Source organism: Siminovitchia fortis (assembly GCF_003605365.2).
In the GTDB taxonomy this organism is placed as follows: Bacteria; Bacillota; Bacilli; order Bacillales; family Bacillaceae_C; genus Siminovitchia; species Siminovitchia fortis.
Genome location: NZ_QYTU02000028.1, coordinates 1 through 14,653, shown reverse-complemented (window position 1 = coordinate 14,653; position 14,653 = coordinate 1). Strand labels below are relative to the sequence as shown.

The 14,653-nt window shown below is 44.7% G+C and carries 11 protein-coding genes and 1 pseudogene; 4 read left to right on the top strand and 8 right to left on the bottom strand.

Features of this window, described 5'->3' with window-relative positions:
- Positions 1-117 precede the first annotated feature (117 nt).
- From D4N35_RS12390 to adhP, 3 genes are all read left to right on the top strand, one after another.
- Complete coding sequence (locus tag D4N35_RS12390) at positions 118-441, top strand: PadR family transcriptional regulator (RefSeq protein WP_120074071.1); 324 nt, start codon at positions 118-120, stop codon at positions 439-441.
- A gap of 4 nt (positions 442-445) precedes the next feature.
- Positions 446-1,108, top strand: coding sequence for a DUF1129 family protein (locus D4N35_RS12385; RefSeq protein ID WP_120074068.1), 663 nt, complete (start codon positions 446-448; stop codon positions 1,106-1,108).
- A 310-nt stretch (positions 1,109-1,418) separates the two neighbouring features.
- Positions 1,419-2,429, top strand: a complete 1,011-nt coding sequence (adhP, locus tag D4N35_RS12380) for an alcohol dehydrogenase AdhP (RefSeq protein WP_120074066.1) — start codon at positions 1,419-1,421, stop codon at positions 2,427-2,429.
- Between the two features lie 352 nt (positions 2,430-2,781).
- Here the strand turns inward: adhP and D4N35_RS12375 are convergent, their stop codons facing one another.
- The 8 genes and pseudogenes from D4N35_RS12375 to D4N35_RS12345 all read right to left on the bottom strand — a co-directional run bounded on the left by D4N35_RS12375 (position 2,782) and on the right by D4N35_RS12345 (position 13,543).
- The gene (locus D4N35_RS12375; protein WP_120074064.1) at positions 2,782-4,221 is read right to left on the bottom strand and encodes a sigma-54-dependent transcriptional regulator; all 1,440 of its coding nucleotides are present in this window, start codon (positions 4,219-4,221) and stop codon (positions 2,782-2,784) included.
- Positions 4,196-5,893: a sensor histidine kinase gene (locus D4N35_RS12370; protein ID WP_120074062.1), complete on the bottom strand. Its 1,698-nt coding sequence runs from the start codon at positions 5,891-5,893 to the stop codon at positions 4,196-4,198. The genes D4N35_RS12375 and D4N35_RS12370 overlap by 26 nt, the downstream gene beginning before the upstream one ends.
- 11 nt (positions 5,894-5,904) lie before the next feature.
- Positions 5,905-7,053, bottom strand: coding sequence for an iron-containing alcohol dehydrogenase (locus D4N35_RS12365; RefSeq protein ID WP_120074060.1), 1,149 nt, complete (start codon positions 7,051-7,053; stop codon positions 5,905-5,907).
- A 202-nt stretch (positions 7,054-7,255) separates the two neighbouring features.
- On the bottom strand, positions 7,256-7,669 hold the full coding sequence (locus D4N35_RS18730) for a hypothetical protein (protein ID WP_500142625.1): 414 nt from the start codon (positions 7,667-7,669) through the stop codon (positions 7,256-7,258).
- Positions 7,670-7,687: 18 nt separating this feature from the next.
- Positions 7,688-8,686: pseudogene (locus D4N35_RS12360) on the bottom strand (ABC1 kinase family protein); the annotation flags it as partial.
- Positions 8,687-9,125: 439 nt separating this feature from the next.
- Positions 9,126-9,950: a S1C family serine protease gene (locus D4N35_RS12355; protein WP_235870382.1), complete on the bottom strand. Its 825-nt coding sequence runs from the start codon at positions 9,948-9,950 to the stop codon at positions 9,126-9,128.
- 72 nt (positions 9,951-10,022) lie between these two features.
- Positions 10,023-11,582, bottom strand: a complete 1,560-nt coding sequence (locus tag D4N35_RS12350) for a multicopper oxidase family protein (RefSeq protein ID WP_120074058.1) — start codon at positions 11,580-11,582, stop codon at positions 10,023-10,025.
- 461 nt (positions 11,583-12,043) lie between these two features.
- The gene (locus tag D4N35_RS12345; RefSeq protein ID WP_120074056.1) at positions 12,044-13,543 is read right to left on the bottom strand and encodes a DHA2 family efflux MFS transporter permease subunit; all 1,500 of its coding nucleotides are present in this window, start codon (positions 13,541-13,543) and stop codon (positions 12,044-12,046) included.
- Positions 13,544-13,712: 169 nt separating this feature from the next.
- Here D4N35_RS12345 and D4N35_RS12340 point away from each other — a divergent pair, with 169 nt between their 5' ends.
- Positions 13,713-14,603: a TetR/AcrR family transcriptional regulator gene (locus D4N35_RS12340; protein ID WP_120074053.1), complete on the top strand. Its 891-nt coding sequence runs from the start codon at positions 13,713-13,715 to the stop codon at positions 14,601-14,603.
- Positions 14,604-14,653 lie beyond the last annotated feature (50 nt).

The following is a 14,653-nucleotide window of genomic DNA, read 5'->3' as shown; positions in this document are numbered from 1 at the left end:
AGTTATCTTTTCACCTGACTATCTTGCATAACCAAATACCTAATCCAGAGGAGCTTTCCTCTTCGTTTTCGCCCCGCTATCTTGTATAACATAATAGATGTGGAATGGAAGGTGCATATGTCTGTACGAAGTCAGTTATTAAAAGGAATATTAGATGGCTGTGTATTGGCAGTAATTGAAAAAGAAGCGGTTTATGGCTATGAACTGTCAAAAAAACTGCAGGACATCGGCTTGCAAGATGTCAGCGAAGGCACCATTTATCCCGTTTTATTAAGACTCCAAAAAAACGGATTGATCCGGGGAGAAATGAGGCCCTCCGATTCCGGACCAAACCGGAAATATTATTTTTTAACAGATAAAGGCCATGAAACTTTGGCAACCATCATTGAGGAATGGAATCAGATCTCTAACCCTGTCAATGAGCTATTAAAAAGAAGGTGAAAACATGAATTCAGAAGAATTAATTGAAGAAAACAATCAAAAAAGAGAATTATTGACGCCGGAAAATGAGGCATATTACAGTGATTTACTCATATATATTCGTCTGCAATTCTCCCTTTCCGAGCAGCAGTCCGAAGAAATACTAATGGAAATGCTTGATCATTTGCTTGATGGCCAGGAAGAAGGAAAAACAGCCAAAGATATTTTCGGGGATGATCCAAAAGCCTTTGCGGATGAAATTATTGAACAGCTGCCAAAAGAAAAGAAGCGGGATGTAATTCCTTTTATTGCGGGCATCATTGGCAATATAGCAGGTTGGGTTCTTATGATACGGGGCGTCATTCTTTTAGTGCTTTCACAATTTATCGAGGTTAAAACAGAGGTCAACTTGTTTGCAGCCGGTGTTGTCTCCTTGGGCATCGCGTGTTTCGTCAGTCTTACGATATGGTTCATTTTAAGGCTGATAAACAATTCCTTATTCAAAGAAAATCGAAACACAAAAAAGAATATGCTAAAAGCTGGGGTAACGGGAGCAGCGGGTATGGGAGCCGTATTGCTTCTGACAAAATTCACCCCGGAAATCGGCCCATCCTTCAACTTTCCATGGTGGGCATCATTAATAGGTGGGGCAATCCTCTGGCTTATTATTTATGTAGAGAAGAAATAGACCTATAGGAGGGAAAAAATTGTTAACCTTCGGCTTTATTTCATTATAATTATAAGCCCATTTATAAAAAACTGAGCGTCCGAAAAGCGTGATGTGTGCCTTCGTAAGCACGCATCACGTTTTTAGTTTCTCCCTCACTTAAAAAATCCCCAACAAAATTTCGGCCGCACAAGCCGAAATTTTGGCAAATTGAGACAATAAAACGGCCGCACCGACTTTATACTCCCAATTTATGAACAAAATCAAGCTGGCACTATTTTTGCAATATTAAGTTTACAAGCAAGCCATCATACCCAAGGAGGAATCAGTAATGAGAGCAGCAGTCGTCAATGAGTTCCAAGAAAAACTTGAAATTAAGGAGGTGGAAATTCCCCAGCCGAAGCTTGGTGAAGTTTTGATCAGAATGGAAGCATGCGGGGTTTGCCACACCGACCTGCATGCCGCACATGGAGACTGGCCGGTCAAGCCGAAGCTTCCGGTCATTCCGGGCCACGAAGGTGTCGGTATTGTTGAACAGGTTGGACAAGGCGTAACTTCTTTGAGAAAAGGGGACCGCGTCGGGATTCCATGGCTTTTTAGGGCTTGTGGAGAATGCGAGTATTGTCTATCCGGAAATGAAACACTCTGCCCAAATCAATTGAATGGCGGCTACTCCGCTGATGGTGCTTTTGCCGAATATTGCGTGGCGCCCGCTGATTACGTCGCAAGAATTCCGGATGGCGTCGACCCCGTGGAAATTGCACCAATTTTATGTGCAGGAGTGACCACTTATAAGGCTCTGAAAGTCTCCGGTGCCAAGGCCGGCGATTGGGTTGCGATTTACGGCATTGGCGGGTTGGGCCATATTGCCCTTCAATATGCAAAAGCCATGGGCTTCAATGTAGTGGCTGTCGATATCAATGATGATAAGCTCCAACTTGCTAAAGACTTAGGGGCTGATTTGACTGTTAACGGGAAAACCTCAGACCCGGCGCAAGCCATCAAGGATCAAGTGGGCGGCGTTCAGGCTGCTATCAGCGTGGCGGTAAACAAAGCCGCATTCGAACAGGCTTATCATTCTGTCAAACGCGGGGGCTCGGTAGTGCTTGTCGGATTGCCCAACGATGAGATCCCTGTTCCGATTTTCAATACGGTTTTAAACGGTGTAACAGTCAAAGGCTCCATCGTCGGCACACGAAAAGATATGCAGGAAGCCCTTCAATTTGCCGCAGATGGGAAAGTTAAAGCCATTGTATCTACTGCTGAGCTTGATGAAATCAACCACGTATTTGATCGAATGGAAAAAGGCCAGATCAACGGACGTGTAGTATTGACGTTTTAAAGCAAGACCAATTTTTCCATCAAGATTAAACAGCCGGAATACATTCTTTTCAAGGAAACTCCGGTACTCCGCTTCCACCTGGTGATCCGGATATGCAATCCAAGGTGCATGATCCGTTCCAGAGAAAAACAAAGGCGCAAGCGCCTGTTTATCGACGTACAGACTGGAGTGCTTCTGACGAGATAAAGGAAACACGCGCAGCGGAGCGGAGCGATGTTGACTTATCGTAGGAAGAAGCGTGAAGTCTGCTAGTCGATAGGCGCTGGAGCCGGACGTAGCACAAAAAGATAATGAGTTATCAACAAATTAAGCGCTTTATAATTTCCTATACCACCATAAACAGGGCACCCGTTCATTTTATGGACGGCTGCCCTTTTTCGTTCAATAAATATCGGAGCTTTCGCATGCTTATGTTCAATCTTCCAGCGGCTTCTTGACGGTCTCCTACCGTTTCCTTTAAAACTTTCATGACGAATGCCCTGCCAATCTCACGCTCCAGCACCTTTACCTTGTTGAGGACCATCTCCATTTCCACTTTTCCCTCATTATTCCAGATTTCCAGCATATCCTCAGTCCATTGTTTTAAAAATTCCTCAAAACTCTCTTCTTTTGGTTTTACCTTTTCAATCAACAGGGACTTTCCAGAGAGAATTTTTTTCGGCAAATGCTTTGGTGTTATGACTCCGCTGCCCTCATCCATGATCGATATAGCGCGCTTGATGACATTGGACAACTCCCTTACATTCCCGGGCCATTCATACTGCTCAAGGAGCGTCGCAGCAGCCTCGTTCAATTGTACCGCCACCCCTGCTTTTTCCAGCAGATGTTCCGCAATCAGCCGGATGTCTTCCCGCCTTTCCCGTAATGGAGGGATGACCAGCTTTACGACATCCAGCCGGTATAGGAGGTCTTCACGGAACGCTCTATTGGTTACTGCTTCAGCCAAGTCAACATGAGTCGCAGAAACAATACGGGTATTTGTCTTTTGTACCGCTTCACCGCCCACCCGCATATACTCGCCGGTTTCCAAAACACGCAGCAGCTTCACCTGTGTGGATATCGACGCCTCTCCGATTTCATCCAAAAACAAAGTTCCTTTTCCGGCAATTTCAAACACACCTCTTCTTTCCTTCGCCGCTCCAGTGAACGCTCCCTTTTCGTGGCCGAACAATTCGCTTTCCAGCAGTGTTTCAGTTAGGGCGCCGCAGTTGATGCCGATAAAAGGCTGTCCGTTTCGCTGGCTCGCACGGTGAATGAAATGAGCTAAAAGCTCCTTCCCTGTTCCTGTTTCTCCCTGGATCAGGACATTTATATTTTTCGGAGCGATTTTATAAGCAAGCGTCAGCAACCGAGCCATCGCATCGCTTTTTTCTGTCACGATGCCGCATTCCTTTGCCAGTCCTTGAATGTCGGTTTCCGCAGCTGTCGCCTTATTCGCCAGAAGATGATCGATTGTCCTTTCCAAATCATCCAAGTCATCAAACGGTTTCTCAATAAAGTCATTGGCCCCGAGCTTGATCGCATCAACAGCCACTTTAACCGTACTGTAACCGGTCATGACAATGGTTTTGCATGATGGCATATGTGCAGATAGGTCCTTTAATATGTCCAGCCCGCTTGTGTCGGGAAGCTTCACATCGATCAATGCCAGATGATAGGCCTGCTGCCCAAATAGCCGTCTGAAGTCCTGGCCGCTGTATGCCATGTGCACCTCGAAGCCTTTCTCCTTAAAAAAATAACGTAAAAAATTGCCGACCTCCCGATCATCATCGACGATCAATATGTTGGCCACCGTTCTCACCCGCCTTACATCGAATCTTTTTTACCGGCAAACGGAGGATAAATGCGCTGCCCTTTCCCGGCTCGCTCTTTACATCAATCGTTCCGCCATGAGCCTCCGCAATACCGAGGCTGACCGATAGACCCAGTCCTGTCCCCTTTACAGCTTCTTTCGTCGTATAAAAAGGATGGAATATTTCCTTCAATTTTTCCGGATCAATGCCCGTTCCATTGTCAATGACCGAAAGAGTGACTTCTTCCGCGCCGCTTTCCGTCCGGATGGAGATTTCTTTTCCAGTCTTATCCACCTCATCCAGTGCATCTTTTGCATTTAAAAGTAAATTGATGATAATCTGCTCCAGTTGCTGAATGCTTCCATCAATAAAAGGCACATTTGAATCCAGGTCAATCTCCAACTCGATATGGCTTTGGCGAATTTGATATCCGACGAGACTCAGTACTTGCTCTACCGCCTCATTGATCGAACATGTCTGGAAAAGATATTCATCCTGCCGGGAAAATGTAAGCAAATTTCGAATAATGTCCTGGCACCGTTTGCTGCATTTAAAAATATCTGTCAGCAACACGTGGGAAGACTCGTTTTCGTTCGCTTTCCGCATCAAAAGCTGGGTATTTCCAAGAATCGCCGTCAAAGGATTATTTAATTCATGGGCGACGCCTGCAGCCATTTCCCCCAATGCGGCCAATTTGCCGGACTGCATCATGCGCGCTTCGAAATGGCGCTTTTCAGTCACATCTTTTATATAGGCGATCACCCCGTACATCTCTTCCTTTTCATTCATGATCGGATATGTATGCACTTCGCAAATGGTCTTGTCATGCAATGTAATTTCACGATAGGCCGTCTCTTTCGTTTTCCGGGTTTCTTGAAATGGGCTGTCAGGCTCTGCCTGCTGCCTGTATAATAGATCATCCAATGTCATGTGCGAAATATCTTTTCCGTTCAGATGAAAAAAAGAATAGACGGATCCATTACATCTCAGGATATTGCCATTCAAATCAACTTGCATGATGGGATCGGCAACCGCAAGAAATGTCTGTTCCCACTCCTTTTTACTATTCAGCACCTCATTATACAAGCGGACATTTTCAATGCAGACTGCCAGTTGGTCCGAAAGCTGCTGCAAAAAAGCGAGGTCTTCGCCGTCATAATCCTGTTGCTGTGCGCTGCCAAGACTTAAAACACCGAGGATCCGCCCTTTACCATAAAGGGGAAAGACAAGCACCTGGCGCAGGCCTAGTTTTTTAAAAGCCGGAGTTTCACTGTATTCTTTCCTCTCATTCCCATTAACCAGATACACGCAGGAGGCGCCGGAATCCGCCACTTTCCAATAAAGGGACCCTTCATTGGGAATCGGATTGCCGACATCGAGATGCGCATAATCGTGGGGGTATACATTGGCCGGCATGAGTTTGCCGTTCTTTAAAATGGAAAGACTCAACCTTTTAAGCGGAAAAATCTGCTGCAGTTTTTCCAATATATTTTTCAGCATGTCGTCCATTGACATATCAATATTGAAACTTCTCATAACTTCATTGATGATCTCCAGCTGCGTATTTTTCTTTTTCATTTCATCAATTGTACTTTTGAGTTCCGTATAATAGTTGATTTTTGACGACGAAACTCCAACCAGCCGCTCAATCATCTGTAGTCTGTCTGACATAAGGTGCCCTCCTATAATGCGAGTTTAAACAACCGTTCAACATCCGCTGCTGTAATGTCACGCGGGTTTGTAATCATACAGGCATCTTCGATGGCCACTTGGCCTACGATGGGGGCATCCGATTCGGACAAGCCCATTTCGGATAGCCGCCGGGGTGCGCCAATATCCGCCGAAAGCTTTTTGACGTATTCAATCGCCCTCAGTCCTGAATCAATCGTGGATCGTCTGCTGCTCTCTTCACCAAACAACTCAGCAATTTGCAAAAACTTTTCAGGACAGGCCAAATAATTAAATTCCATCACATAAGGAAGTAAAATGGCGTTCACATCACCGTGCGGCAGCAAGAAACGTCCGCCAATCGCATGGCTCATCGCATGCACCGCTCCAAGAATCGCATTTGAGAAGGCAAGTCCGGCCTGTACACTGGCCATCGCCATCTTTGCCTTTGCCTCTTTATTCATTCTGGAAGCAACAGACGGCCGTAAGTTTTGAGCTACAAGTCTAATAGCACTTATAGCCTGCACATCTGTCAGCGGTGTCGCTGCGATACTGACGAATGATTCGATTGCATGAGTGAGCACGTCCAATCCCGTCGTTGCTGTCAAATGGGGGCTTTTTGTCATCAACGTCTGCGGATCGACAATCGCTATATCAGGGATGAGAGATTTCGAGATGATCGTCAGTTTCTTCTTTTTCTCCGAATCTATAATAATTGAAAATTGGGAAACCTCGGAGCCTGAGCCGGCAGTGGTTGCCACCATCACCTGCGGGGGCAGCGGCATCTTGATTTTATCAACCCCTTCATAATCCTGAATGCTTCCTCCATTCGTTGCCAGTACAGCGACCGCTTTTGCCACATCGATGGCGCTGCCGCCTCCTACCCCGACAACCGCGTCACATTCCTCTTGTAAATACTGATATACGCCTTTATCGACCTCGTAATCTTTCGGATTCGTCGTAATGTCTGCAAAAATGACATAAGGGAGCTTCGCGTTTTTGCAACTGGCTGTCACTTGTTCAAACCAATCTGAAGCCAGGACCCCCGGATCTGTGGCGATAAAAAGTTTCCTTGCCCCAAGCCTTGCACAGCTTTCACCCACTAGATTAATGGAACCGTTTCCAAATATAAGCTCCGGCATGACAAATTTATTAATTTTCATAGAATTGCCGGTCCCCTTCCCGGAAATCTTTTCTCCTATTATACCATTATTTTTCTGCCATATTTATAAAAATGTGCGAAGAGCCGGCAGCCAGAAGGAATGGTTGCCTCCTGGACTGCTTCCATTGTCATCCCAACGGATCACAAAGCAGTTTAAGGTTAATATCTATATAAATGCAAAAAAACCCGCAATCGGGTTTTTTCTACATCCTTCCGGACCTGAAAATCGAAAAAATCATAAATAAAAACATGAATGTCGCAATGATCGAGCCTATTTCAATGACAGGGAACCTGAATAATAATGCTTGTTTGTCAGCGATGGCGGTCCCGATGATCAAGCCGACCATTAAGATGCTGAAGGAAAGCAGAATGATGCTGAAAGAAAGACGGTTGCTGATTTTATCAAGCCTTTGCAGAAAAGTCTGCAGTTCTTTCACGTTGATATCAAAACGCAGCCTTCCTTTTTTGACCGTTGTCGCAATTTCTTTTAAATCCTTTGGCAAATCCCGGATAATTTCCATGTTTTCGACGAGATCATCCCATGATCTGCTCAGAATATTTTTTGGATTCAGCCTTTGTTTGAACAATTTTTCACCAAAAGGCCTGACCGCTTTCATCACACTGAAACCAGGATCCAGCTTTTTAATGATCTCCTCCATCGTAAGGATCGCTTTGCCCAATATGGCAATTTCAGTCGGTATTCTCACACGGTGACGGTAAGCGACCGCAAACACATCGGCAAGCGCGGCCCCCATTTTGATTTCATTAAAGGAAGTGTCATAGTATTTGGTGATCAAACATTCCAAATCATATTTAAGCTGCGGCACATCTGTGTTCTCATCGAGAAGATCCATCGCGGAAAATGTCTTGATCATTCCTTTTGAACTTCCCTGCTGCAGATTGATCAAAAGTGAGGCAAAATGGTATTTCAAATCCTCCCTTAACTGGCCCACCATCCCAAAGTCCAAATAGGCAATCACATTGTCAGGTAAAATATAAATATTCCCCGGATGCGGATCGCCATGAAAAAATCCATACTCCAGAACTTGGGTGAACATTGAATCGGCCAGCCTTGCAGCAATCAGTTCCCGGTCATAACTTTTTTCATCCAGCTCTTCTATATGAGTTACTTTGATTCCCTTGATCATTTCCATCGTAAGGACTTTCTTTGACGTCAGATCCCAATAAATTTTGGGTATGTGAATGGTTGAGTCACTTTCAAATTATCTCGCAACCCTTTCCCCATTGCGCCCTTCCACTTCGTAGTCCAGTTCATTGCGCAAAGAAAGGGAAAACTCCTCGATCATTTCCCGGAGACGGTATCTTCTTGCCCATTCCAGCCTATTTTCGACCACTCTGGCCAGATCATGCAAAATCTCCAAGTCCGTATCCATGATCGATCGGATGTCCGGACGCTGAACTTTTACTGCCACTTCCTCTCCCGTGAAAAGCTGTGCTGTATGAACCTGTCCGATTGAGGCGGTCGCAAGCGGTGTTTCGCTAAACGCCTGAAAAAGACTGTCTATCGGATCGCCAAGCTCCGCCTCTACAGTTACAAGAACCTCCTCATAGGAAAAAGGCTGAACATTATCCTGAAGCTTTTCCAATTCAGAAGCAATTTCCTCCGGAATCATGTCACGCCGCGTACTTGCAATCTGGCCGAGCTTGATAAAAGTCGGCCCCAATCCCTGCAATGCTGCGCGAAGCCTGATCCCTATGTCTACCAAATTGATATTTTCCTCTGTAATTTGCGCAGTTTTTGAACGGTCTATCAAACCCATGCGAAACAGAAAATGACTGAGCCCGTTTTTTAAAAAAGCGTTGATAATCTCCTGATAGCGCTGGGTATGTTTGATCCTTCTCCTGAACATCTTCATCCCCTCCGGGAGCCTATGTGAAAAATCAAATTTCAAAGTTTATTCCATTATAAAAAACGCATGTGTTATTGCAAGGAACGGGTTTTGACAATATTGCCGATTAGAAATGCCGGCAAAAATTGAATTTTGTCTTGTTGCCTGCGCTCAAAGTGCCGGTTTCTCGATAAAATTGCGTTAATGCAGTTTTCTTATCCCGTTATTCAGTTTCTTGCGCGCGATCCAGAAACAACCCGATCGGCACGAAAAGACCGACTTTCCCATATTCCTCATGCTTCAGCGTCGCAAAAATAACTCCTATGGCCTGTCCGTTTTCATTTATGACAGGACTTCCGCTGTTTCCGCGATATACCGGGGCTTTCATCATCACGACATCATCATTCCAGCCGCTTAAACGAACCATATCAATAATCGCCCCTTCATTCGCAATTCCGTGAAAATAGAGAGGGTTACCGATAAACATTACCTGTTCATGTTCGGTAAATTCCGGATGCTTTTCAAGCTCCAAATAAGGCAATTTTTCTCCATCAACGTCAAGGACAGCCAAATCGATATCTTCATACGTTTCCACTACATCCGCCGTAAAAATTCCGGCGTCCGGAAAATCCACGGTCACTTGGCCATAGCCTTCTATGACATGATAATTTGTTAAAATCTTGCCATCGTTTGAGATGGAAAACCCCGTTCCTTTACTGTCACCAGCGGCGATTGTAACAACTGATTTTTTATAATCTTGAACTTTTTCATCCGTTGACATTCGGGCTGAAGCTGCCAGGAATTCAATAGCGGGTATCGAATAAATTTGAAAAATAAAAGAAAAGGTACTGAATAAAAACACGCCGGAGATCAGCCAAAACAACCATCTGGGAAAACGCCGTGATGTTTTTTCATGTTGTTTTTCAAAAGATTCCTTAAGCAAAGCTTCTTCCTGGGCTTGTTGCAGGAGCTCCTGCATTTCTTCTTCATCAATTCTTTCAATTAAGTCCCTGTCGACATTTCTATCCTCTTTTTCCTCCAAAGCCATCACACCCTGCTACAACTTGTCCACTTTATTGTAACATAGGACAGGGCACGCAAAGCATGCCCTAAGCAATGGCTATTCTTCCTTTTCTACTACCCTCATTGGCCGCATCATGTCATAATCTTCATGTTCCAGTATATGGCAGTGCCATACATATTCGCCGGGATTTTCCGTAAATTGCATAATGACACTTGTAACCATACCTGGCTCGGCTTTCACCGTGTCTTTCCATCCCCTCTCATGTATCTCAGGTTCAATCGGAGGGCCGGTGTATTGAATATGGCCGTCTTGGTTAAAGCGCTCCAGGTCAAACGGTATTCTATGCAAAATTTTAAATTGGATCAGATGGATGTGAATGGGATGGGGAAAGTTAGTGATGTTGATCAATTTCCAAACTTCCGTATTACCAATGACTGGTTTCTCAGTGACAGGATCATGCCACATTCGGTCATCCAGCAACAATACTGGTCTATTATATTCATCTTGGATCGCATCAAGCTTTAATAATCTGGTTTTATCGGCCTTATTTTCGTCCAATATCAGTTCATCCGACATCATCTTATCCGGTATCTCGCTGGAATCCCTCCCTTTTAAAGGCAGGACCACATCAAAACGCATAATCACTCCCATATTCCCGTCATCATTTGTATTTTGCAAAATGATTTTTTTTCCTTTGTGTTTTGAAAAATCGATGATCACCTCCGAGCGTTCAGCAGGTTCCAAAGGAAGAGCTGTCAGTTCAACAGGTTTTTCAAGCAATCCGCCATCTGTTGCGATCTGATAGAAAGTCCGGCCGTCTCCCAATCTCAATGTATAGGCATTCGTATTGGAGGCATTTAAAATGCGGAAACGGTATTTGCGGGGCTCGACTGATAATTTGGGCCAGAGCTTCCCGTTAACCGCTATCGTATTCCCGATAAAAAAAGGCTGCACAGACGGGTTTACAGGTGCTGGCGGAGTAGTGTTTTCCGGGTAAAATAATGAACCGTCCGAACGGAATGACCGGTCCTGAATCATCAAAGGTATATCATATGGGCCTTTGGGCAATTTCAGTTGCTTTTCCACCGGATCTTCAATCAGATAGAACCCTGCTAAACCAGCGTATACATTCAGCCTTGTAATGCCAATGGCGTGATCGTGATACCAAAGAGTCGCTCCCATTTGCCTGTTTGTATATTCGTATACTTTACGCCTGAAGGCTGCACCCGTTTCGGCAAAATCCCTGGAAAACCAAGCTTCTGGATGGCCATCGCTTTCCCAGGCAACATTCGCACCGTGTAAATGGACAACTGTCCGGACGTCCGGGGGGCCGGCCGATTCATGAAGCGTCCGGTCAATTGGCAAAAGATGTTTTCTCGGCAATTTATTCTTCCAACGCACGTAGATTTTTTCGTTTTTCCGGACTTTTATTGTGGGGCCGGGATGCATTCCATCATATCCCCAAACCGTTGTTGTCGGAAAAAGACGATGATATCGATGCTGTATTTGTTTCATTGCGATTTCATAATACGGATTACCTTTAATGGCGGTTCTTGGCCTGGCAACCGCAGGAATCGGCAGCTCATCCTCGAACTTCGGAATAGTGTCCGGATTGGAGGGATCAACCTTCTTTCCCGTTTTATATTTAGTATGCATTCCATCACTTCCTGACCTATAATCTCCTATTTATTGTATGTGGGTCAATCGTTGATGAAAGGGACAGATGCGGAGTCTCGGATACTGGAGCAAAAAAATAAGGGATGAGTGAGCTAAGCTCAATCCATCCCAAAGGCAGTAGAACAGTCTTTCTTATAGTTAAAGAAAGCATAAAATTTTACCGAATTTTCTCTTCAAACAAAGATTACATAATGTCCAGCTTCAGGCGCCATCGGCGCAAGGATCAAGCCGCAAGGAAGCTTATTCAGGAAGAATGTGCTCCTGCGCCACAGCCTTTTCGAGGAAGCCTTGTTCAGCTCGTCGCAAAGCTGCACGCAGCCTCTCAGTGATGCTTTACACGGTGTGCTTTAAATTAGCTGCTTTGCTGTGGTGGCTGAAAAGCTGCCTCATCAAAATTCGTCTTGTGCTTGTCGCCTAAGGCTGCGCGCCTTGCGCTTTTCTTATTCGGTTTGCGTTTTAAATTTTTTAGCGAGTGCCTTATCAGTCTTCGGGGGAGTGACCCGCTTCATGAACATTGCCAACACAAGCGCAACTGCCGCGATATAAGTTGATATAAGGAATGTATGTGTAATCCCGTCAAGCATAGCCTGCTGGGATAATTCTTTTAAAGCTTCGGGAGTGGCCGGTGCATTGCCTGAAGCCGCTGCTTTTTCCGCAAGTTCAGCGCCGCTTGCTTCCATCCTTTTATTCATAATCGTGATCAGGACTGCCGTTCCAATCGCGCCGGAAATTTGCTGCAATGTGTTGTTCATGGCAGTTCCGTGTGGATTGGCAGACATCGGAAGCTGATTCAGGCCATTTGTCATTACAGGCATCATGACGAGGGACATTCCGAACATGCGAATCGTGTATAGAAACATAATATGATAAAATCCGGTGTCCGCGGTGAGCCTGCTGAAAAGATACGTTGTAATCACAGTTACCGTAAGGCCAATCGCTGCCAAAATCCTTGCTCCGTATTTATCGAAAAGCCTTCCTGTGACCGGCGACATGATGGCCATCAAAATTGCACCGGGAAGCATCAATAATCCCGCATGGAACGGCGAGATTTCCCTAATCGTCTGAACATAAATCGGAGTCAAAATCATTCCGGAGAACATGGAAGCCGAAACTACTACCATGATCACCGAGGAAAGGGCAAACATCGGATATTTATAAATCCTGAATTCCAGCATCGGGTCTTCCATTTTAAGCTGGCGTACGACAAATATAATAAGCGCAATGACACCAATGACGATGGTGCCGTACACTTCCGGGACATCCCAGCCCTTATCGCCGGCTGTACTGAATCCGTACAAGAGACTCCCAAATCCGATGCTTGATAAAATAAGCGAAAATATATTCACTTTGATATCACGGGTCGGAGTGATGTTTTTTAACTTAAACAATGCAAAAATCAGCGTAATGACGGCAAAAGGCAGGATGATTCTAAAAAGAGTACGCCAATCATAATGTTCCACTACCCAGCCCGACAATGTCGGCCCGATGGCCGGGGCGGCCATGATCACGAGTCCAAACATACCCATGGCGGTTCCCCGCCGCTCAACAGGAAATGCGGTTAGCATCACATTCATAAGCAGCGGCATCATCATCCCTGCACCGGAAGCCTGAATCATGCGCCCTGCTATAAGAAAACCGAATGAAGGTGCAAAAGCCGCAAATGCGGTTCCTATTGTAAACAGCGACATAGCTGTCAAAAACAGATTTCTGTTGGTAAACCTCTGAATAAAAAAAGCACTTGCCGGGATCAATATCCCATTGACAAGCATATATCCATTCGTAAGCCATTGAACGACGGCCGGTTTTACATTAAATTCCGCCATGATTGTCGGAAGCGCCACATTCAGAAGCGTATTGTTCAAAAAAGCCACAAATGCGCCGAAAAAAAGGATTGCAATCATGCCATAAGGCGGCTTTTTATGCAGTTCTTCCATATCCATTTTGTTTTCCCTTCCTTCACGTTGAAATCGCTCATTACTGATTACTTTTCACATTTTATACTCTGCGTTCAACTTTTGCAATAAAAAGTTCTCTTATCCAATTAAAACATTGATAAACATAGAAAAAAAGGCTAATATAAGACTATACTTCAAGTCTAAAGGTGATTGGATGAACGACCGGAAACACCGTGTTTTATTAACTGCCCAGCGGCTTTTTATAGAAAAAGGCTTCGCCGCCACTTCAGTTCAGGACATATTGGACGAATCAAAGATATCAAAAGGTACGTTTTATAACTATTTTTCATCTAAAAATGAATGCCTGATGACGATCCTGATTCATGCGCACGAAATAACTGCCGCCAGAAGAAAGGAATTACTGATCGGAAAAGACCGTTCGGATAAAGAAGTTTTGGCCAGACAAATTGCAGTCCGGATGGAAATCCATCGAGAACAGCAATTAGTCCCCCTTTTTGAAGCGATTTTTCATTCCAAAGACCGTGAATTGAGAGAATTTATAAAAAAACATCACATGGCTGAACTTGCGTGGCTGTCCCGAAGACTGGTTGACGTATATGGCAAGGAAGCGGATCCCTACGCCCTGGATTGTGCAATCATGGTTGCAGGCATGCTCAAACATTTTATTAACGTTTGGGTGACCGGCCTTAAGGAGGATGTAGACACATTCAGGCTTATCAACTTTATACTGCGCAGAACCGACTCCATTATTCTTAATATGATTCAAACGAAAGACAACCTGTTGGGGGAACGTTTATTTTTACCTTACGAGGAATCTTTTAAGAAAGATTTATATACGAAGGAGCAAATACTTGAAAGCCTCTTAAGCTTTTCAAATTCGCTTGGAGAAGGACATAAAGGGAAGCAGTATGCCGATTTTCTTATTAATGAAATACAGTCCGACCTACCGAGAATCCATTTAATGGAAACCGTTCTCCATGCTTTCGCTGATGCTTTTAACAACACACCTTCTGAAAAAGAGGCAAAAGAACTGGCATTTTCTATATCCGATTACATGAATGCACTGCAAAAACAAGCCCGGTGAATGAAAGCCAAGTGCTTTCTTTCATCGGGCTTTTCTAATCATGAATAGAA